General features: G+C 64.3%; 26 protein-coding genes. 19 read left to right on the top strand and 7 right to left on the bottom strand.

All coding sequences use genetic code 11. The features are described 5' to 3' along the window. Positions 1-98 precede the first annotated feature (98 nt). From ACKTSM_RS12245 to ACKTSM_RS12225, 5 genes are all read left to right on the top strand, one after another. Positions 99-1,292, top strand: coding sequence for an acyl-CoA dehydrogenase family protein (locus ACKTSM_RS12245; protein ID WP_407874928.1), 1,194 nt, complete (start codon positions 99-101; stop codon positions 1,290-1,292). A gap of 3 nt (positions 1,293-1,295) precedes the next feature. Continuing rightward, on the top strand, positions 1,296-2,435 hold the full coding sequence (locus ACKTSM_RS12240; protein WP_407874927.1) for an acyl-CoA dehydrogenase family protein: 1,140 nt from the start codon (positions 1,296-1,298) through the stop codon (positions 2,433-2,435). 20 nt (positions 2,436-2,455) lie between these two features. After that, the gene (locus ACKTSM_RS12235; RefSeq protein WP_407876369.1) at positions 2,456-3,262 is read left to right on the top strand and encodes an SDR family NAD(P)-dependent oxidoreductase; all 807 of its coding nucleotides are present in this window, start codon (positions 2,456-2,458) and stop codon (positions 3,260-3,262) included. A 103-nt stretch (positions 3,263-3,365) separates the two neighbouring features. Then, positions 3,366-3,659 (top strand): hypothetical protein, encoded by a 294-nt coding sequence (locus ACKTSM_RS12230; RefSeq protein WP_407874926.1) that lies wholly within the window; start codon positions 3,366-3,368, stop codon positions 3,657-3,659. 130 nt (positions 3,660-3,789) lie between these two features. After that, positions 3,790-4,065, top strand: a complete 276-nt coding sequence (locus ACKTSM_RS12225; protein ID WP_407874925.1) for an usg protein — start codon at positions 3,790-3,792, stop codon at positions 4,063-4,065. Here ACKTSM_RS12225 and gmk read toward each other — a convergent pair. The 3 genes from gmk to ACKTSM_RS12210 are packed head-to-tail and all read right to left on the bottom strand — an operon-like array spanning position 4,062 to position 5,741. Beyond that, positions 4,062-4,718, bottom strand: coding sequence for a guanylate kinase (gene gmk / locus ACKTSM_RS12220; RefSeq protein WP_407874924.1), 657 nt, complete (start codon positions 4,716-4,718; stop codon positions 4,062-4,064). The genes ACKTSM_RS12225 and gmk overlap by 4 nt on opposite strands. Positions 4,719-4,774: 56 nt before the next feature. Then, positions 4,775-5,182: a hypothetical protein gene (locus tag ACKTSM_RS12215; protein ID WP_407874923.1), complete on the bottom strand. Its 408-nt coding sequence runs from the start codon at positions 5,180-5,182 to the stop codon at positions 4,775-4,777. Between the two features lie 58 nt (positions 5,183-5,240). Next, the gene (locus ACKTSM_RS12210; protein WP_407874922.1) at positions 5,241-5,741 is read right to left on the bottom strand and encodes an SspB family protein; all 501 of its coding nucleotides are present in this window, start codon (positions 5,739-5,741) and stop codon (positions 5,241-5,243) included. 137 nt (positions 5,742-5,878) lie between these two features. On the opposite strand from ACKTSM_RS12210, the gene hisB reads away from it, so the two are divergent. From hisB to pal, 12 genes are all read left to right on the top strand, one after another. After that, positions 5,879-6,484, top strand: coding sequence for an imidazoleglycerol-phosphate dehydratase HisB (hisB, locus tag ACKTSM_RS12205; RefSeq protein ID WP_407874921.1), 606 nt, complete (start codon positions 5,879-5,881; stop codon positions 6,482-6,484). Beyond that, complete coding sequence (gene hisH, locus ACKTSM_RS12200; RefSeq protein ID WP_407874920.1) at positions 6,477-7,103, top strand: imidazole glycerol phosphate synthase subunit HisH; 627 nt, start codon at positions 6,477-6,479, stop codon at positions 7,101-7,103. The genes hisB and hisH overlap by 8 nt, the downstream gene beginning before the upstream one ends. Further along, the gene (gene hisA, locus ACKTSM_RS12195; protein WP_407874919.1) at positions 7,100-7,828 is read left to right on the top strand and encodes a 1-(5-phosphoribosyl)-5-[(5-phosphoribosylamino)methylideneamino]imidazole-4-carboxamide isomerase; all 729 of its coding nucleotides are present in this window, start codon (positions 7,100-7,102) and stop codon (positions 7,826-7,828) included. The genes hisH and hisA overlap by 4 nt, the downstream gene beginning before the upstream one ends. After that, the gene (hisF, locus tag ACKTSM_RS12190) at positions 7,825-8,607 is read left to right on the top strand and encodes an imidazole glycerol phosphate synthase subunit HisF (RefSeq protein ID WP_407874918.1); all 783 of its coding nucleotides are present in this window, start codon (positions 7,825-7,827) and stop codon (positions 8,605-8,607) included. The genes hisA and hisF overlap by 4 nt, the downstream gene beginning before the upstream one ends. 15 nt (positions 8,608-8,622) lie before the next feature. Next, positions 8,623-8,949 carry a phosphoribosyl-ATP diphosphatase gene (locus tag ACKTSM_RS12185; protein WP_407874917.1) on the top strand — a complete coding sequence of 109 codons (327 nt, stop codon included), beginning with the start codon at positions 8,623-8,625 and terminating at the stop codon, positions 8,947-8,949. Further along, positions 8,949-9,329 (top strand): histidine triad nucleotide-binding protein, encoded by a 381-nt coding sequence (locus ACKTSM_RS12180; protein WP_407874916.1) that lies wholly within the window; start codon positions 8,949-8,951, stop codon positions 9,327-9,329. Before ACKTSM_RS12185 ends, ACKTSM_RS12180 begins: the two co-directional genes overlap by 1 nt. 96 nt (positions 9,330-9,425) lie before the next feature. Further along, entirely contained in the window at positions 9,426-9,893 is a 468-nt protein-coding gene (locus ACKTSM_RS12175; protein ID WP_407874915.1) for a YbgC/FadM family acyl-CoA thioesterase, read from the top strand. 3 nt (positions 9,894-9,896) lie between these two features. Beyond that, on the top strand, positions 9,897-10,619 hold the full coding sequence (tolQ, locus tag ACKTSM_RS12170) for a protein TolQ (protein WP_407874914.1): 723 nt from the start codon (positions 9,897-9,899) through the stop codon (positions 10,617-10,619). Continuing rightward, positions 10,619-11,068, top strand: a complete 450-nt coding sequence (locus ACKTSM_RS12165; protein ID WP_407874913.1) for an ExbD/TolR family protein — start codon at positions 10,619-10,621, stop codon at positions 11,066-11,068. Before tolQ ends, ACKTSM_RS12165 begins: the two co-directional genes overlap by 1 nt. A 12-nt stretch (positions 11,069-11,080) precedes the next feature. Further along, the gene (locus tag ACKTSM_RS12160) at positions 11,081-11,866 is read left to right on the top strand and encodes an energy transducer TonB (protein ID WP_407874912.1); all 786 of its coding nucleotides are present in this window, start codon (positions 11,081-11,083) and stop codon (positions 11,864-11,866) included. After that, positions 11,863-13,275 carry a Tol-Pal system beta propeller repeat protein TolB gene (gene tolB, locus ACKTSM_RS12155; RefSeq protein WP_407874911.1) on the top strand — a complete coding sequence of 471 codons (1,413 nt, stop codon included), beginning with the start codon at positions 11,863-11,865 and terminating at the stop codon, positions 13,273-13,275. Before ACKTSM_RS12160 ends, tolB begins: the two co-directional genes overlap by 4 nt. Positions 13,276-13,340: 65 nt before the next feature. Beyond that, entirely contained in the window at positions 13,341-13,865 is a 525-nt protein-coding gene (gene pal / locus ACKTSM_RS12150; RefSeq protein ID WP_407874910.1) for a peptidoglycan-associated lipoprotein Pal, read from the top strand. Between the two features lie 46 nt (positions 13,866-13,911). On the opposite strand, the gene ACKTSM_RS12145 is transcribed toward pal, so the two are convergent. Then, complete coding sequence (locus ACKTSM_RS12145; protein ID WP_407874909.1) at positions 13,912-14,064, bottom strand: hypothetical protein; 153 nt, start codon at positions 14,062-14,064, stop codon at positions 13,912-13,914. Between the two features lie 156 nt (positions 14,065-14,220). Between ACKTSM_RS12145 and ACKTSM_RS12140 the strand changes: the two genes are divergently transcribed. Together ACKTSM_RS12140 and ACKTSM_RS12135 are read left to right on the top strand one after the other, a co-directional pair. Next, positions 14,221-14,754 (top strand): DnaJ domain-containing protein, encoded by a 534-nt coding sequence (locus ACKTSM_RS12140; protein WP_407874908.1) that lies wholly within the window; start codon positions 14,221-14,223, stop codon positions 14,752-14,754. Continuing rightward, positions 14,742-15,338 carry an NADPH-dependent FMN reductase gene (locus tag ACKTSM_RS12135; protein WP_407874907.1) on the top strand — a complete coding sequence of 199 codons (597 nt, stop codon included), beginning with the start codon at positions 14,742-14,744 and terminating at the stop codon, positions 15,336-15,338. The genes ACKTSM_RS12140 and ACKTSM_RS12135 overlap by 13 nt, the downstream gene beginning before the upstream one ends. Before the next feature lie 4 nt (positions 15,339-15,342). Here ACKTSM_RS12135 and ACKTSM_RS12130 read toward each other — a convergent pair whose 3' ends face one another. From ACKTSM_RS12130 to ACKTSM_RS12120, 3 genes are read right to left on the bottom strand one after another with little or no spacing between them, the layout of a single operon-like run. Continuing rightward, on the bottom strand, positions 15,343-15,906 hold the full coding sequence (locus ACKTSM_RS12130) for an SDR family oxidoreductase (RefSeq protein ID WP_407874906.1): 564 nt from the start codon (positions 15,904-15,906) through the stop codon (positions 15,343-15,345). Then, complete coding sequence (locus tag ACKTSM_RS12125) at positions 15,891-16,124, bottom strand: SDR family NAD(P)-dependent oxidoreductase (RefSeq protein WP_407874905.1); 234 nt, start codon at positions 16,122-16,124, stop codon at positions 15,891-15,893. Before ACKTSM_RS12125 ends, ACKTSM_RS12130 begins: the two co-directional genes overlap by 16 nt. Before the next feature lie 43 nt (positions 16,125-16,167). Next, on the bottom strand, positions 16,168-17,484 hold the full coding sequence (locus ACKTSM_RS12120) for a cystathionine gamma-synthase family protein (RefSeq protein ID WP_407874904.1): 1,317 nt from the start codon (positions 17,482-17,484) through the stop codon (positions 16,168-16,170). Between the last annotated feature and the right edge of the window lie 42 nt (positions 17,485-17,526).

Raw genomic sequence — 17,526 nt, 5'->3', positions numbered from 1 at the left:
CTACGGCATTGCGGGAAGGGGCGAGCGCGCTTGCGGCGCCGTGGCAAAGCACGTTAACGTCAGCGTCAAACGGGACCTGTTGCAGAGGAGTCGGCACGATGTCCGATCTGGAGAAATTTCGGGAAGAAACGCAGCGTTGGCTCGAGGCGAATTGTCCGCCCGAAATGCGCAAACCTGTGCGCGATGATGACGATGTCTATTGGGGCGGCCGCTCTGCGAGCTTCAAAAACGACGCCCAGAAGGCCTGGTTCGAAGCCGCGCGCGACAAGGGTTACACCGTGCCCAGCTGGCCCAAGGAATATGGCGGGGCCGGGCTTTCCGCGGCCGAGGCCAAGATCCTGCGCCAGGAAATGGCGCGCATCGGCGCCCGCCCGCCACTGTCCTCGTTCGGCATCTGGATGCTCGGCCCGGCGCTGCTTCAATTCGGGACCGAGGGGCAGAAGCAGCGTTTTCTCAACGAGATCGCGCGCGGCGAAATTCGCTGGTGCCAGGGCTATAGCGAGCCTGGCAGCGGCTCTGACCTCGTCTCGATGCAGACCTTTGGCGAGGACAAGGGCGACCACTGGGTCGTCAACGGCCAGAAGATCTGGACCTCCTATGCCGACAAGGCCGACTGGATCTTCTGCCTCGTTCGCACGGACAAGAACGACAAGTATCGAGGCATCACCTTCATGCTGTTCGACATGGCGAGCGAGGGCGTCTCGACCAAGCCGATCCTGCTGATCAGCGGCAACAGCCCGTTCTGCGAGACCTTCATGGACAATGTCGCGGTGCCCAAGAGCTATGGCGAGGACTGCCCGGCGCATGTCGGCGAGGTCAATCGCGGCTGGGACGTCGCCAAGTATCTGCTCGGCCACGAGCGCGAGATGATTTCCGGCATGGGCGGCGGCGAACGCACCGCGGCGATCGGCGCGGCGATGAAGCGCCATGCTGCCAGAACCGGCGACCAACTCGACCCGGTGCTGCGCGCCGAGCTCGCGATGTTCGATGTCGACGCGCTCGCCTTCACCGCGATGAGCGAGAAGTTCATGGACGAGATGAAAGCGGGCAAGGGGCATCCCGCGCAGCCCAACATGATGAAATATGTCGGCACCGAACTGAACAAGCGTCGCCACGAACTGATGATGAGCGCGGGCGGATCGCGCAGCCTCGAATGGGACAGCGATCAGACCAGCGGCGGCAAGCCGTCGCGCAACTGGCTGCGCACCAAGGCGAATTCGATCGAGGGTGGCACGTCCGAAGTCATGCTCAACGTCATTTCCAAACGCATTCTCGAACTTCCCGGAGGCTGATCGATGCCGCTTTACCACGACGACGACCAGGCGATGCTGGCCGACACCGCGCGCGGCTTTCTGGCCGATGAAGGCAATATCGCCAAGCAGTTGCGCCACTGGCGCGATCGCGATTGTCCAGACGGGTTTGGCCACGCGCTGTGGAAACAGTTTGCCGAAATGGGTTTCACCGGCATTCTCGTCGACGAGGATGATGGCGGGATGGGCATGGGCCATGTCGAGGCGGGCATCGTGCTCGAAGAGATCGGGCGCAACCTCACCCCGTCCCCGTTCCTCACCTCCGCCGTGCTTGCGGCGACCGCGCTCAAGCATGGCGGAAGCGATGTGAAGGGCCGCTATCTTCCCGGGCTTATCTCGGGCGAGAGCGTATTTGCCGTCGCGGTGGACGAGACCGCGAAGCATCGTCCGCAGCGCATCACCACCCGCGCCGAGCGGTCGGGCAATGGCTTCAAGCTGTCGGGGACGAAGAGCTTCGTGATCCAGGGGGCGAGCGCGGACATGCTCGTGGTCGCCGCGCGCACCAGCGGGGCGGATGACGACGAGGACGGCATCACCCTGTTCGCGGTGCCCAAGGACGCGGCCAACATGAAACAGGACCCGGTCCGACTGGTCGATAGCTCGGTCGCCTCGCATATCAGTTTCGAGGGCACCGAGCTCGACGGCGATGCCGTTATCGGGGAGGTCGATGGCGGGCGCGCCATCCTCAACGCCATGCTGCGCGCCGGGCGCGTTGGCGCAGCGGCCGAAGGCGTGGGCGTTGCCAGCGGGGCGATGGACATGACGGTCGACTATCTCAAACAGCGCAAGCAGTTCGGCAAGCTGATCGGCGAATTCCAGGCGCTCCAGCACCGGGCAGCCCACCTTTACTCCGAAGTCGAAACCGCGCGCGCGGTCACGATCAAGGCCCAGCAATTGCTCGACGAAGGCGCCGAGAGCGCCGAATTGATGACCTCGGTCGCCAAGGCCAAGGTCGCGCGCGCTGCGGGCCTCGCGGTGCGCGAAGGCGTGCAGATGCATGGCGGGATCGGGATGACCGACGAATACGATATCGGCCTCTACATGAAGCGCGACCGCGCCTTGCAGGAATTTCTCGGCGATGCCTATTACCACGCCGGACGCGTCGCCGAACTGAGCGGTTATTGAGAAGGACACCCATGACGATGATGAAGCTGAACGAACTTTTCGGGCTCGAGGGCCGGGTCGCGCTGGTGACCGGCGGCAGCCGCGGGATCGGCAAGATGATCGTCGAGGGTCTGCTCGAAGCGGGTTGCGCGCGGGTCTATATTGTCGCGCGCAAGAAGGAGCAGGTCGACGAGACCAGCGCCGAACTGGGCGACAAGGTGATCGGCCTGGTCGGCGATCTCAGCCAGATGGACGGCATCCAGCAACTCGCCGACGATCTCGCCGCGCGCGAGGACAAGCTCGACCTGCTCGTCAACAATGCCGGCGCTGCCTGGGGCGAACCGTTCGAGAAGTTCACCGAGGCCGGGTGGGACCGGACGATGGATTTGAACGTCAAGACCCCGTTCTTCCTCACCCAGAAACTGTTCCCGCTGCTCAAGGCGGCAGGGACGAAGGAACGTCCCGCCAAGGTGCTGATGATCGCCAGCATTGACGGGATGAAATCGAACCCCTGGCCGACCTATCCCTATCAGGCGTCGAAGGCCGGGCTCATCCACCTCACCCGGCGGATGGCGGCAGAACTCGTCGGGCACAACATCATCGTCAACGGGATCGGCCCGGGCGCGTTTCCGAGCGCGATGAACCGCGCTGCGCGCGACAATGCCGAGCTGGTCGAACGCGGTATCCCCTCGCGCCGGGTCGGGGTGACCGAGGACATGGCAGCCGGCGCGATCTACCTGCTCAGCCGCGCGGGCGACTACGTGGTCGGCACGACGATTCCGATCGATGGCGGGGTGGTCAATGCCAATATCGGCGCGGGCAATTTCGTCGATCCTTCGGGAAGCTGACGGTTCGCCGCGCGCGCCGCGGATTCCAACGACGACTTCAACCACGGTTCATCGGGCCTGGCGCTTTTTCGCGAGCGACCACGCATTACCCGGAGACCGACTGATGAAAACCGCAGCCTTTGGCCTTGCCGCAGCCGGACTGGCATTCGCCGCAACGCCTGCCATTGCCGACGACGATTACCTTGAGGAATATTACGAAGACCGCTGGAAGCTTGAGCGCGAGTGCGCGAAGAAACTTCGCGAGGCTGACAGCCGGTCCAAATATTACGAGGCGATCGACAAGTGCGACGAGAAGTTTGCCAAGCTCGAGCGCGAGCTTCGCAAGGACGCGCGCGAATACCGCCGCGAGCGCGCCGAGGAACGGCGCGAGCGTCGGGAGGATCGCTGGGACGACTGACCCTTCGGCTGGCACTCTCTGCGCGAGAGTGCCAGTTTCCCCATTTTTATCAGGGCCTTGCCGTTGACGGCTTTTAAGCGTTTTGACAGATTCTGCCTGCTATTGCAGCGTTGGAGGGATTGAAACGCCTATGGCAGATGCAGATTTTGAAAGACAATTGCGCGGCGAAGGGCTGCTGACGGCGGAAATCTTCTATTATTTCCCTGACTATCCCTCGCTGATCCAGCAATTCGTCTGGCAGGATTACGACGAGGCGCCCGATTACCCGCTTCTGTTCAAGTTCCTCGATTACTGGCGGCGCGAGATCGAGGCGGCGATCCACTCGGTCAGGATCGCGCACGAACTGATCCTCGGCCCGCGCGAGTTTCGTCATGTCGACGAGGAATTTCGCCTCGGAGGCGACTAACCGCCCATCAGTTCGCGAACAAAGGGAATGAGACCCGTCTGCCGAGTGCGGCGCATCCGTTCGGCATCGAGCACTTCGCACACGCGGTCGAAACATTCGTCGACATCGTCATTGATCACGACATAGTCGTATTCGGCCCAGTGGCTGATTTCGGCCCTCGCACGTTCCATCCGGCTGTCGATCACCTCGGCGCTGTCCTGCGCGCGCGCTTCGAGCCTGCGACGCAGTTCCCCAAGGCTCGGCGGGAGCACGAAGACGGTGACGACGTCCTGGTCGTCCTTCTGCTTCAATTGCTGGGTGCCCTGCCAGTCGATGTCGAACAGGTAATCCTGTCCGTTCTTGAGCCCCTCACGGATATGGCCCTTGGGCGTGCCGTAGCGATAGCCGAAGACATGCGCCCACTCGTAGAAATCGTCTTCCTCGACCATCCGGTCGAAATCATCATCGGAGACGAAGTGATAATGCACGCCGTCTTCCTCGCCCGGGCGCGGGGGACGGGTCGTGGCCGAGACCGAAAGGCGGATTTCGGGATCGCGTTCGAGCAATTTGCGCGACAGGGTCGTCTTGCCCGCGCCCGATGGCGATGACAGGATGAACAGGAGGCCCCTGCGGTGGAGCTTGTCGGATGGAGTGGTTTCGGTCGGATCGCCCATAGGTCCCGTTGCCGCAATTGCGGGGACGAAATCAAGGGCCGTGATGGTTCGGGTGCCTAGAGCAGCTTTCGCCTGCGGCGCTTGCGCGCGGCCCCGCGATCGTAGAGCGTCTTGAGCACGAGCCCTGTTGCCACCACGCCGAGCCCGACCGGCGATTTCACCGCGAGCCGGCTGACCCCGTAAAGCGCGAGCGAGGAAAGCAGGGATTTCGAATCGACCAGTTCCTCGGCCTCGACCTCGTCGCCCGTGCTTTGCGCGACCACGCGGTGTTCGAGCTTGCGCCGCATCATCATCCCGATCCCGCGCGTCAGCACGTCTACGATCAGCATGTTGGTCGCCGGATTGGGGCTTGGCGCGATCAGCGAAGTCTTGCTCGTCTGCCCGGGGTCGGGCTCGGCGAGCATTTCGGCAAACTTGTCGTCCTCGATCCCGGCCGGGTCTGTGTCTGTGTGGTCAGTGGTCATATCGCCCCTTCAACGCACAAGCGCGCGATTGGCTCCGGCAAGGGGCGCGGACCGCGCGCTATTTCTTGCGGCCGAAATCGACCGTCACGACATTGGAGCCGTCATCGCTGGCGCTATCGCCCGCAGCGCCCTGGTTCTCGGCGTCGTTTTCCGCGTCCTCGTGCTCTTCGGGAGCGAGTTCGCTGGCAGAAGCCTGAAATTGCAGGCCGAAATCGACTGCCGGGTCGACGAAGGCGGTGATCGCGGCATAGGGCACGTCGAGCTTGGCCGGGATCTGGTTAAAGGAAAGCCCGACGCTGAACCCGTCCTCGCGTACGTCGAGATCCCAGAACTTGTTCTGAAGCACGATGGTCATCTCGTCGGGAAAGCGTTCCTTGAGATGCGCGGGGATCGACACGCCCTGCGCGCCGGTCTTGAACGTGATGTAGAAATGATGGTTGCCGGGAAGTTCGCTGCCGCCGCGTTCGATCTCGCCCAGAACGCGTCCGACCACGGCGCGCAGGGCTTCCTGCACGATCTCATCATAGGGGATCAGGCTGTCGGGCGTGTCATCAGTCATATCGGTCGGATTCGTGGCCGCGCAGGCCGCCCGGGTCAAGCATTTCATGCACCGATAGCCAGACTTGTGTGCGATGCAACAAATCCTTCGGGCCTATGCGCTTGCACCGTGCGCGGGCGCGCTTATAGCCGCGTGTCATGACCCAGACCGCCAGAACCGGAAGCGTGGAGCGCAAGACCGCAGAGACCAGCATCGCGATCGCTGTCAATCTCGACGGGACGGGCGCTTACGAGGTGTCGACCGGGATCGGCTTTCTCGATCACATGGTCGAACAGTTTTCCAAGCACTCGCTGATCGATGTCACGATGAAGGTCGAGGGCGACCTGCATGTCGACCAGCACCACACCACCGAGGATTCGGCGATCGCGCTGGGACAGGCCCTGGCCAACGCGCTCGGCGACAAGGCCGGGATCGGCCGGTATGGCAGCGCCTATTCTCCGATGGACGAAACGCTGAGCCGGGTCGCGCTCGACATTTCGGGCCGGCCCTATCTGGTGTGGAAAGCCGGCTTCAGCCAGGAAAAGCTCGGCGAATGGGACACCGAACTGATCGAGCACTGGTTCCATTCGGTCAGCCAGTCGGCGGGCCTCACGCTCCATTGCGAACTGCTTTACGGCACTAACAATCACCATATCTGCGAATCGCTGTTCAAGGGATTTGCGCGCGCCATGCGGATCGCGGTCGAACGCGACCCGCGAAAGGGTGGGGCGATCCCGTCCACCAAGGGGCAGCTCGGTGGGTGATAGGGTCGCGCTTGTCGATTACGGCGCGGGCAATCTCCAATCGGTTCGCAATGCGTTGAAGGCGGTAGGTGCCAGCGTCACCGTCACCGCTGATCCCGATGCCGTGCGCGCCGCCGACCGGATCGTGCTTCCCGGTGTCGGCAGTTTCAAGGCGTGTTCGCAAGGGCTTCGCGCGGTTCCCGGGATGGTCGAGGCCCTGCGTGAACGGGTCGAAATGGGCGGCGCGCCCTTTCTCGGCATCTGCGTAGGGATGCAATTGCTCGCCACGCGCGGCCTTGAACATGGCGAGACCAGGGGGCTGGGGTGGATTCCTGGCGAAGTGCGGCTCATCCAACCGCACGACCCCCAGATTAAGGTGCCGCACATGGGCTGGAACGCGGTCGCGGTGATGCCCCATGCGCGCGGCCACCAGGTGATCGAGCCTGGCGAGGCCTATTTCCTCCATTCCTATCATTTCGTTGTCGAGGACCCGCACCATGTCGCGGCGCTCACCGATCACGGCGAAGGGCTGGTCGCAGCGGTCGCGCGCGGCAATATCTGCGGCCTGCAATTTCATCCCGAGAAGAGCCAGGCCTATGGTCTGGCAACCCTCGCACGATTTCTGGAGTGGAGACCATGATCGTCTTTCCCGCGATCGATCTGAAGGGCGGCGATGTCGTCCGGCTTGCCGAAGGCGACATGTCCCGCGCCACCACCTATGGCGACGATCCGTCAGCGCAGGCCATGCTCTTTGCAGAGGCGGGGGCCGAGCATCTCCACGTGGTCGATCTCGACGGCAGCTTCGCAGGCGAGGGCCGCAACGCGCAAGCGGTCAAGGCGATCATCGAGAGCTTTCCAGGCTACGTGCAGCTCGGCGGCGGGATCCGCGATGCCAAGGCGGTGGAGGACTGGTTCAACCTCGGCGTCGCGCGGGTCGTGATGGGATCGGCTGCACTCAAGAACCCCGAATTCGTGAAGGACATGGCGCGCGAATGGGAAGGCGGCATTGTCGTCGCGGTGGACGCGAAGGACGGAATGGTCGCGACCGAGGGCTGGGCGGAGGTGTCGGACGTGCCAGTGGTCGATCTTGCCCGCCGGTTCGAGGATGCGGGCGTTGCCTCATTATTGTTCACCGATATCGGCCGCGACGGTCTGCTCAAGGGCGTCAATATCGAGGCCACGGTCGACCTTGCCCAGCGCGTCGATATCCCCGTGATCGCGAGCGGCGGGGTCAAGGGATTGGACGACATCCACATTCTCGCGCTCCAGGCGCATAACGGGATCGAGGGCGTCATCACCGGCCGCGCGCTCTACGAGGGCAAGCTGGACCTGGCAGCGGCGATCGCGATGGGGGCGCGGGCGTGACTGTCCGCATCCGCGTCATCCCCTGCCTCGACGTGGCTGACGGGCGCGTGGTGAAAGGCGTCAATTTCGTCGATCTAAAGGATGCAGGCGACCCGGTCGAACAGGCGCGCGCCTATGACGAGGCGGGCGCCGACGAATTGTGTTTTCTCGATATCTCGGCAACCCACGAAGGGCGGGGCACGATGCTCGACATCGTCAGGCGCACGGCGCAAGTCTGCTTCATGCCGCTGACCGTCGGCGGCGGGGTGCGCTCGGTCGAGGATGCGCGCGCGCTCTTGCTGGCAGGCGCGGACAAGGTCGCGGTCAATTCTGCCGCGGTCGCTCGGCCCGAACTCGTCGCCGAGATCGCAGCGAGATTCGGCAGCCAGTGCATCGTCGCCAGTGTCGATGCGCGCCGCGTGGTGCCGACCACCGGCGAGGGCGCACCCAAATGGGAGATTTTCACCCATGGCGGGCGCAAGCCGACCGGCATCGATGCCATCGAATATGCCCGGAAGGTCGCAGACCTCGGCGCGGGCGAATTGCTCGTCACAAGTATGGACGGTGACGGCACAAAGGCCGGATACGACCTCGAATTGACCCGCGCGATCGCCGATGCGGTCAGCGTGCCGGTGATCGCGAGCGGCGGGGTCGGCAGCCTTCAGCACCTCGTTGACGGGGTCACACAAGGCCATGCCAGCGCCGTTCTCGCCGCCTCGATCTTCCATTTCGGCGAGCACACGATCAGCGAAGCCCACGAAGCGTTGCGCGCCGCGGGCTTGCCTGCGCGCGGCGTTTGAGCGAGAGCCACCCGCATGGACACGCACGCCGACATCCTCATGCGCCTGGAGAAAACCATCTCCGCGCGCCGTGACGCCTCCCCGCAGGAAAGCTATGTCGCCCGGCTCAACGCCAAGGGCCTGCCCAAGATCGCGCAGAAGGTCGGCGAAGAGGCGACCGAGGCGGTGATCGCCGCGCTTTCCGGCAGCAATGAGGAACTGGTCGGCGAGGCCGCGGACCTTCTCTTCCACCTGCTCGTGATGCTCGATGCCAAGGGCGTCTCGCTCGACCACGTGCTGGGCGAACTGAGCGCGCGCGAAGGGCTTTCGGGCCTTGATGAGAAGGCCGCAAGGAGCAAGTGATGCCGATCGACCCGACGCTTCCCTATGATGACGACAACATCTTCGCCAAAATCCTGCGCGGCGAGATCCCGTGCAGCAAGGTCCATGAGGATGAATGGGCCTTTGCATTCGAGGACATCAATCCGCAGGCTGAGGTGCACACGCTGGTGATCCCCAAGGGGCGCTATGTCAGCTGGGACGATTTTTCTGCCCGTGCAAGCGCGGAGGAAATTGTCGGTTTCGTGCGCGCCGTGGGCAAGGTCGCGCGCGACAAGGGGCTTGTTGAACCCGGGTATCGGATGATGGCGAATATCGGCGCGCATGGCGGGCAGGAAGTCCCGCACCTCCATGTCCACATTTTCGGCGGCGAGCCGCTCGGCCCGATGATCGCAAACCGCTGAACCGGTCGCGCGCAGCTTTCGTTTCGCCGCCGTTCAGGCAATCGGCGCCAATCGCGGCTTTGCAGCGAATCATCGCTGCGCTAGGTGGCCCAGGCAATGGTTGAACCCAATCCTCCCGGCGGAGTGCTCGACGGCACGCGGCACCTTTATGCGGTGCGCGTCTATTACGAGGACACCGATCTTTCGGGCATCACCTATCACGCCAATTACCTGCGCTGGTTCGAGCGCGCGCGCTCCGACCTGCTGCGCCTGCTCGACATCGACCAGCGCGCCGCGATCGAGGCCGGCGGCAGCGGCGGTGGCGGCGGTGCCTATGCGGTCTCCGAAATCCACCTCAGATATCTGCGCCCCGCGCGGCTCGACGACGATGTCGTGATCGAGACCACCTGCACCGAACTGGGCGCGGCGAGCTGCCGGATGCACCAGGTTGCAAGGCGGGGAACCGAAATCCTGTGCGAGGCTTCCCTTCGCGTGGGCTTTATCTCGCTCGATGGAAGGCCGCGCCGCCAGCCAGCCGAATGGCGCGCGGCCTTTGCGAAATTCATGGAACAAGAGGAAAACTGACGCGTGCCATTTGAACTGTTGAGCACTGCTGCTGCCCAGGGTGCGGCAACCGGAATCGGTGCAACCCGTCTCGACCCGCTCGAACTGTTCCTCGACGCCGATATTGTCGTCCAGGCGGTGATGATCGGGCTTGTTCTCGCCAGCATCTGGAGCTGGGCGATCATCGTCGGGTTCAGCCTGCGGATCGGCGGCCTGCGCAGGAAATCGCGGGTCTATGAAGAGGCTTTCTGGGAATCGCGCGACCGCGAAGAGGTGCTCTCCAAGCGCCACCGCCGCGACGTTCCCTCCGCGCGCGTCGCGGGCGCGGGGCTCGATGAATGGCGCAAATCGACCAAGGCCCAGCCGGTAGACCGCGACGGCACCCGCCAGCGCATCGCCTCGGCGATGGAAAGCCAGGTTGCCGAGGAAGCCGATGACCTTGCGGGCAAGCTCAATTTCCTTGCCACCACCGGCTCGGTCGCGCCGTTCGTCGGACTGTTCGGCACCGTCTGGGGCATCATGAACAGCTTTTTCCAGATCGGTGCGCAGCAATCCGCTTCGCTTGCCGTGGTCGCGCCCGGGATTGCCGAGGCGCTGTTCGCCACCGCGATCGGCCTGTTCGCCGCGATCCCCGCGGTGATTGCCTACAACCGCTTTTCCGACCGGGTGAACCGCTACGAAGCGCGCCTGCAACGGTTCGCCGACCGCGTCCATGCCGGTCTCAGCCGTGAACTGGACCGCGCCTGATGGCAGTGGGGCTCCATTCGGCTTCAGGTCGGCGCGGGCGGCGTGGCCGCCGCGCGGCGATGGCGGAAATCAACGTCACGCCTTTGGTCGATGTCATGCTGGTGCTGCTGATCATCTTTATGGTCACGGTGACGCTGCCGGCTGTAGGCGTGCCGATCGAATTGCCCGAAAGCCGCGCCAACCCGGTCGAGGAAGCGCCCGAACAGATCACGATCAGCGTGGCTTCCGATGGACGCATATATGTCGAGAACGAGGCGATCGCGTCGGGCGCATTTCCCGAAGCACTCGAAGCGATCGGACGCACCGGCGATGGCCGGCTGCCAGCGATCGTCCTGCGCGGTGACCGCAGCCTCGATTATGGCCGGGTGATGGCGGTGATGGGCGAGCTTGGCCGCGCAGGCTTCACCTCGATATCGCTGGTCACTGACGGTTCAGTAACCGCGCCATAACGAGCAGGGACCATGGGAGAGAAGGCATTTCGTAGCGAAGACAGGATCGGCCTTGCGGTCGCTGTCGTGCTGCATCTTCTTCTTGTCGCGGTGATCGCGCTGCAAGTGCTGGTCGCGCCTTCCAGCCCGCCGGTGCCCGAACGGGTCACGGTCAGCCTTGCAACCGAGGTGGGGCTGGAGGCGACCGCGCCCGAACTCGTCCCCGAAAGCCGCGCAGCGATCGCTCCGACGCTGGCTGACGAGCCCGTCGAGAGGGTAGAACCCGAACGCCGCGAACCCGTGGCCCAGCCGCGCCCAGAACCGCGACCTGAGCCGCGCACCGAGCGCCGCGAGACCCCTCCGCCCGATACGCGCGAGCGGCGTCGCCCCGAACCGACGCGCGCCGAGACAAGCGGCGGCGGCCGGATCGGCGACAATTTCCTCGAAGGGCAGGGCGGTTCGACGATCACGGACGAGACCCGCATCCCCGCCTCGCAGATCGGCCGCAGCGCACGCGCTTCGCTCCAGCAGGCGATCAACCGGCAGTTGAAGCCGCATTGGTCCGCGCCGATCGGTGTCGATGCCGAATTGCTGGTTTCGGTGGTATCCTGGCGACTTAACGAGGACGGCTCGCTTGCCGGTTCGCCGCAATGCCGGACCGAACGTTCGAGCGTAACCGATTCCAACCGTCCGCAGGCGCCGCTTCATTGCGAGCGTGCGATCAGGGCGGTGCGCCAGGCCGCGCCCTTCGACCTGCCGGATGAATATTACGAGGCGTGGAAGAACATCACCGCCTGGAGATTTGATAGAAGGCTATGACGATGAAACCGATCTTCGCTTTGACCCTGGCCCTGCTGATCAGCACGCCGCTGGCCGCCCAGAACACCGATCACGGCGAGCCCGTCGGCGACGGAGGCGAGGTCGAGACCGCTTTCCAGCAGGATGCCGGCGAAGAAGCGGGCGGGCTGACCGGCTCGACCACCGACGAAAGCGATTGGCAGGACCTTGGCATCGCGATCCCCGCCTTTGCCACCGATCGCGACCGCGCGACGCCAGCGAGCACCGACGGCACGGCCGCGCTGGGGCGCGAGATTTCGCGTGTCATCACCGCAAACCTGCGCAATAACGGGCTGTTCCAGCCGGTCGGCCCCGATGCCCTGCCTTCGCCCACATTCGCGCAGATCACCTCGCCTGCATGGGGCAACTGGTCGGGCCGCGGCGCGGAAATGCTGGTTCACGGCTATGTCAGCGCCCGCGATGACGACCGCCTGGTCGTCGGCTGCTATCTCTACGATGTCGTTCTGAAGGACGAGCTCATCCGCGAGGGCTGGGTGGTGCGCCCGGCAGACTGGCGCCGTGCGGCGCACAAGTGTTCGGACCTCATCTATGCGCGGCTCACCGGCGAAGACCCGTTCTTCGACAGCCGTATCGCCTATATCGCCGAGACCGGGCCCAAGGACAATCGCGTCAAGAGGCTCGCGGTGATGGACAGCGACGGAGCGAACCACCGCTTTCTGACGCTCGGCAGCGCGACAGCGCTCACCCCGCGCTATTCGCCCGATTATTCGCAGATCCTCTACCTGTCCTATGTCGATGGGAACCCGCGCATCTATGTCTATGACATCGGTTCAGGGCGCCAGACGCTGGTGACCGAGAATCGCAACCCCACGCTCGCCCCGCGCTGGTCGCCTGACGGGCGCCACATCCTCTATTCGATGGCTGTCGCGGGCAATACCGACATCTACCGCGTGCCGGTGACCGGCGGACAGAGCGTGCGGCTGACCGATACGCCGGGGATCGATATCGGCGGATCATACTCGCCCGATGGCCGGAAGATCGTCTTCGAGAGCGACCGTTCGGGCAGCCAGCAATGCTACGTGATGAATGCCGACGGTTCGAACCAGCGCCGGATCAGCTTTTTCGGCGGGCGGTGCGCAACGCCCGAATGGAGCCCGCGCGGCGACCAGATCGCCTTCACTCGCATTTCCGGCGATTTCAATATTGCGGTGATGACGCCGTCGGGCGGAAGCCTGCGCGTGCTGACCAATGGCTGGCAGGACGAAGCGCCGACCTGGGCACCCAATGGCCGGATCATCCAGTTCTTCCGAACCGAGCGCAATTCGGGGCGCTCCTCGCTCTGGCAGGTCGATCTCACGGGGCGCAACGAACGACGTCTACCGACTCCTGTTGACGCCTCGGACCCGGCCTGGGGACCCATTCGGCCCTGAACCGGTTGTTTTGTTATCTGCCGGCTATGCCCCTGGCACCCGGCCCAATACGGAGAGTAACCCTGATGCATTTCTCTGTTTCCAAGGCGGCAACGGCCGCAATTCTCACCTCGGCGCTGGCGCTGGGCGCGTGCCAGAAGAAGGCTCCCGAAGAGCTGCCGCCGCCTCCTGTGACCACGCCTGAGCCCGCGCCTGCACCGGCTCCGACCCCGAGCGGCCCGACCTTGGGCACGCAAGGGCATTTCGAGCAGGCCGTGGGCTCGTCGACGACGATCTATTTCGACACCGACCGCTACAATATCGACAGCACCGATGCCGCGGCATTGCAGGCGCAGGCGCAGTATTTCGCCCGTTTCCCGCAGCTGACCTTCACTATCGAAGGCCATGCCGACGAACGCGGCACGCGCGAATACAACCTCGCTTTGGGCGAACGGCGCGCCAATTCGGCGAAGAACTATCTTGTCAGTCTCGGCGTCTCGCCCGATCGTATCCGCACGGTGAGCTACGGCAAGGAGCGCCCGGTCGCGCTCGGTTCGAACCCGACGGCTTGGGCGCAAAACCGCCGCGCCGCGAGCGTGATCATCAATTGACGAATTTGGCGATCCGCCTCGGCACACAGGCCGGGGCGGACCGCTTTCAAGCGCTGGTGCCGGGGACCTGCTGCGTGTGAACGAGGCCGGAAGGCTCGTTTGTGCCCGTCTCGACAAGTTCCCCGGTCCGGGCCGTGATCGCCAGTGCCACGAGCGCGAGTGCGCTGAACAGGCTGGATACGTGCAATTGGCGGCTCATGACATATGGTCCCGGGTTTGCTTGCGACCCGTCTAAGGGTGACGGGTGAATATTGTATTGCAATGCAACATTTCATCTTGAAACCGGTTCCACGCCTTCCCAATCGCTGCCAGCGCTCCTAGATTGACCGCGTGTTCCGCTCGACCAACTTCATCCATGCCTAAGCCGCGCCGCTCTAACGACTGGGGCTTTCCCCGTTGGCGCGGCTATGGTGGCTCGCGCGAGGCGACCAATGTGCGGCTTTGCGATCGCCACGGCTGCGAGGAGCCGGGCGATTGCCCCGCGCCCAAGGCGCCCAACAGCCCCGACCGCTGGTATTTCTGCCAGGCGCACGCGGCTGAATACAACCGCAAGTGGGACTATTTCGAAGGGCTCGACAAGGCCGAGAAAGAACAGCGTGCCAAGGCCGAGAGGCAGGAGAGCGCTGGCTATGCCGAGGCATCGCATTACGGTTGGGCCGGATCGGGAGACGGATCGCGCAGCGCCGATGAGATGCGCGCGCTCGATGTCCTCGAACTCGAAGCCGATGCCGATTTCGGTGCGGTCAAGAAGGCCTATCGCGCCAAGGCCAAGGAAGTGCATCCGGACGTGAAACCGGGCGATGCGGAAGCCGCGGTCGAATTTCAGAAATTGCAGGTCGCCTACGAAGTCCTCCGCCTCGCCGAGGAGCGGCGCGAGTGGAAGGGCTGAGACGGGGCAATCCGCGTCACCTTTCGGAGAAGTTCATGCGCATCCTTGCCTTTGCCGCCAGCAATTCCTCGACCTCGATCAACCGCCAGCTGGTGGACTATGCCGCGCAGATCGCTGCCGAAACGCAGGCCGACGTCGAGATCGAGACGCTCGACATCCACGATTACGAGATGCCGCTCTACCAATCCGACCGCGAAGCGGCGGATGGTATCCCGCAACGCGCGCATGATTTCCTCGCCCGGATCGGCGAAGCCGATGTGCTGATCATCTCCTTTGCCGAGCATAACGGGGCCTACACCGCCGCGTTCAAGAACCTGTTCGACTGGTGCAGCCGCGTGGGCCGCGAAGTGTGGCAGGGCAAGCCTATGCTGCTGCTTGCAACTTCACCCGGCGGGCGCGGCGGACAAAGCGTGCTTGAATTCGCCAGCTCTGCCGCGCCGCGTTTCGGCGGTGACGTGGTCGCGAGCCTTGCGGTGCCGAGCTTCCACGAGAATTTCGACATGTCGGCCGGCCGACTTTCCGATGCGGAGCTAGACAAGGCCTTGCGCTCCAAGATCGCGCAATTGCTCGACCAGCCGTGTTGACCCTTCACGCCGTGGGCGGATTGTCGTTCCACCACGGCGTGTCTCGCCACGGCCTCAGGTCAAGCTCGTGGGTCCAGCAATTGCGCGCCTGCTGCGCAAGGTGCCAGTAGGTCTCCGCCACCGATCGCGGGTCGAGCAATCCGTCCTCCCCGCGCGCGGCCTTGTAGTCATCGAACCTGTCGCCGAGCAGTTTGCCGAGCGTGTCGGGGGCATCGACCGGGCCGTCCACCACGACATGTGCGACATGGATGCCCCTAGGCGCATATTCGGCGTTGAGCGTCTGGCACAACATTCGCCGTCCGCCCATCGCCGCCGCGTGGCTGTGCTGGCCCGCATTGCCGCGCACCGCCGCGGTCGCCGAGGTAACCAGCAGCGTTCCCGATCCCCTCTCTGCCATGCGCGGAAGCAGCGCATGGGCGAGGCGGAAAAGACCGTAACAGCCGAGCCGCCAGCCGAGTTCGAAGGTGCGGTGCGGTGTGTCTGCAAGCGCGCGGTTCCCGATCTGCGCGCCCAGATTGTAGAGCGCGACCGCGACCGGACCGATTTCGGCTTCTACCTCGTCGACCAACGCTTCAATCGAGCCATCCTCGCTCGCATGAGCAGGATGCCGCTCGCGCTGCCCCCGGCCTGTTCGATCCGCGAAACCGCGCGTTCCAGACCCTCTTTGTCCGAGCGCCGGGCAAGGACCGCGTGATAGCCGCCGGCGGCAAAGCGCGCCGCAGTGGTCGCGCCGATCCCGGCTCCCGCCCCGATGACGAGGAAAACCGGCTTTCGTGTACCGTTCAAGGCTGCCTCCCCCGGGCCGTTCCAGGGGAGGCTAGCCATTTCATCAGACGTGTTCCAGTGCCTGTTCGAAGTCGGCGATGAGGTCGTCTGCATCCTCGATCCCGATGCTGACCCGCACCAGGCTGTCGGAAATGCCGAGGGCCTGGCGTCGGGCATGCGGCACCGAGAGGTGTGTCATCGAGGCGGGATGGCTCGCTAGCGTCTCGGTTCCGCCCAAGCTCACCGCGAGCTTGGCGATGGTGAGATTGTCGAGGAAGCGGAAGCACTCCGCCTCGCCGCCCTTGAGGAAGACGCTGAAGGTCGAGCCTGCGCCCTTGCAGTGGCGGTTATAGATGTCCTTCTGGCGCTCGTCCTCGATGAAGCCGAGATAGCCGAGGCCCGTCACCTTGGGATGATCCTTGAGGAAAGCGCAGACCTTTTCGGCGTTCTCGCCCGCGCGCTGCATGCGAAGCTCGACCGTCTCGAGACTGCGCAGCAGCATCCAGGCGGTGTTGGGATCGACGATCCCGCCCATCGTGTTGCGAAGCGCGCGCACCGGGTCCATCCACTTCTTCGCCCCGGCGATGCTGCCCGCGACGAGATCCGAATGGCCGCCGACATACTTGGTGAGGCTGTAGGCGACGATATCGGCGCCGTGATCGAGCGGGCGCTGCCACAGCGGTCCGAGGAAGGTGTTGTCGATCGCGATCGGGCAATCGGCGCCGAGCGCGGCATCGCGCGCATCGCGCACCGCTTCGACATCGACCAGTGCATTGGTCGGATTGCCCGGGCTTTCGAGATAGATCATCGCGACCTTGCCACCGGCCTCGTCGGCCTGCGCCTTGGCCTTGGCAAGCACCGCGTCGAGCTCCTCGCGGCTCGCGCCAGCGGGGAAATCGACATAGGTCACACCGAATTTCGACAGCACCTTGGCAACGAAGCCTTCCGATGCCGCGTAAAGCGGGCCGGAATGGACGATCACGTCGCCCTGGCTGACATAGGCCATCATCAGGATGCAGATCGCGGTCATGCCGCTGGAAAAGGTCAGCGCGTCCTCGGCGCCGTCCCAGATCGCGAGACGGTCTTCGAGGATTTCCTGGTTGGGACCGTTGAAACGCGAATAGACAAGGCCTTCAGCGCCACCTTCGCGCTTGCCGGTAATGCCTTCGAAATGGCGTTTGCCATCGGCTGCGCTGGGGAAGGCGAAGGTCGACGTAAGGAAGATCGGCGCCTTGAGCGACCCTTCGGACAGCGTCGGGTCATAGCCATGGCCCATCATCAGCGTTGCCGGGCTGAGCGGGCGGCCGCCAATCTCGGTGCGCTCGGGCTTGGGCTTGCGGCGCGGGGTGGGGGTGTCGGTTGCGTCGATGGCGTCCGTCATGTGCGGATGTCCTTCCTACTAACAGGTGCTCCCAGGAAGGCA

It is taken from the genome of Qipengyuania nanhaisediminis, from assembly GCF_045862805.1.
Taxonomy (GTDB): domain Bacteria; phylum Pseudomonadota; class Alphaproteobacteria; order Sphingomonadales; family Sphingomonadaceae; genus Erythrobacter; species Erythrobacter nanhaisediminis_A.
This window is presented reverse-complemented; position numbering and strand designations above follow the sequence as displayed.

Excerpts from the sequence above, each read along its gene's own strand:
- hisA (WP_407874919.1), top strand. The coding sequence starts at position 7,100 with ATGATCGTCTTTCCCGCGATCGATCTGAAGGGCGGCGATGTCGTCCGG.
- ACKTSM_RS12185 (WP_407874917.1), top strand. The coding sequence starts at position 8,623 with ATGGACACGCACGCCGACATCCTCATGCGCCTGGAGAAAACCATCTCC.
- gmk (WP_407874924.1), bottom strand. The coding sequence starts at position 4,718 with ATGGGCGATCCGACCGAAACCACTCCATCCGACAAGCTCCACCGCAGG.
- ACKTSM_RS12215 (WP_407874923.1), bottom strand. The coding sequence starts at position 5,182 with ATGACCACTGACCACACAGACACAGACCCGGCCGGGATCGAGGACGAC.
- ACKTSM_RS12210 (WP_407874922.1), bottom strand. The coding sequence starts at position 5,741 with ATGACTGATGACACGCCCGACAGCCTGATCCCCTATGATGAGATCGTG.
- ACKTSM_RS12180 (WP_407874916.1), top strand. The coding sequence starts at position 8,949 with ATGCCGATCGACCCGACGCTTCCCTATGATGACGACAACATCTTCGCC.
- ACKTSM_RS12235 (WP_407876369.1), top strand. The coding sequence starts at position 2,456 with ATGAAGCTGAACGAACTTTTCGGGCTCGAGGGCCGGGTCGCGCTGGTG.
- ACKTSM_RS12245 (WP_407874928.1), top strand. The coding sequence starts at position 99 with ATGTCCGATCTGGAGAAATTTCGGGAAGAAACGCAGCGTTGGCTCGAG.
- ACKTSM_RS12175 (WP_407874915.1), top strand. The coding sequence starts at position 9,426 with ATGGTTGAACCCAATCCTCCCGGCGGAGTGCTCGACGGCACGCGGCAC.
- ACKTSM_RS12240 (WP_407874927.1), top strand. The coding sequence starts at position 1,296 with ATGCCGCTTTACCACGACGACGACCAGGCGATGCTGGCCGACACCGCG.
- tolB (WP_407874911.1), top strand. The coding sequence starts at position 11,863 with ATGACGATGAAACCGATCTTCGCTTTGACCCTGGCCCTGCTGATCAGC.
- ACKTSM_RS12145 (WP_407874909.1), bottom strand. The coding sequence starts at position 14,064 with ATGAGCCGCCAATTGCACGTATCCAGCCTGTTCAGCGCACTCGCGCTC.
- hisB (WP_407874921.1), top strand. The coding sequence starts at position 5,879 with ATGACCCAGACCGCCAGAACCGGAAGCGTGGAGCGCAAGACCGCAGAG.
- pal (WP_407874910.1), top strand. The coding sequence starts at position 13,341 with ATGCATTTCTCTGTTTCCAAGGCGGCAACGGCCGCAATTCTCACCTCG.
- ACKTSM_RS12165 (WP_407874913.1), top strand. The coding sequence starts at position 10,619 with ATGGCAGTGGGGCTCCATTCGGCTTCAGGTCGGCGCGGGCGGCGTGGC.
- ACKTSM_RS12160 (WP_407874912.1), top strand. The coding sequence starts at position 11,081 with ATGGGAGAGAAGGCATTTCGTAGCGAAGACAGGATCGGCCTTGCGGTC.
- ACKTSM_RS12225 (WP_407874925.1), top strand. The coding sequence starts at position 3,790 with ATGGCAGATGCAGATTTTGAAAGACAATTGCGCGGCGAAGGGCTGCTG.
- ACKTSM_RS12230 (WP_407874926.1), top strand. The coding sequence starts at position 3,366 with ATGAAAACCGCAGCCTTTGGCCTTGCCGCAGCCGGACTGGCATTCGCC.
- ACKTSM_RS12140 (WP_407874908.1), top strand. The coding sequence starts at position 14,221 with ATGCCTAAGCCGCGCCGCTCTAACGACTGGGGCTTTCCCCGTTGGCGC.
- ACKTSM_RS12120 (WP_407874904.1), bottom strand. The coding sequence starts at position 17,484 with ATGACGGACGCCATCGACGCAACCGACACCCCCACCCCGCGCCGCAAG.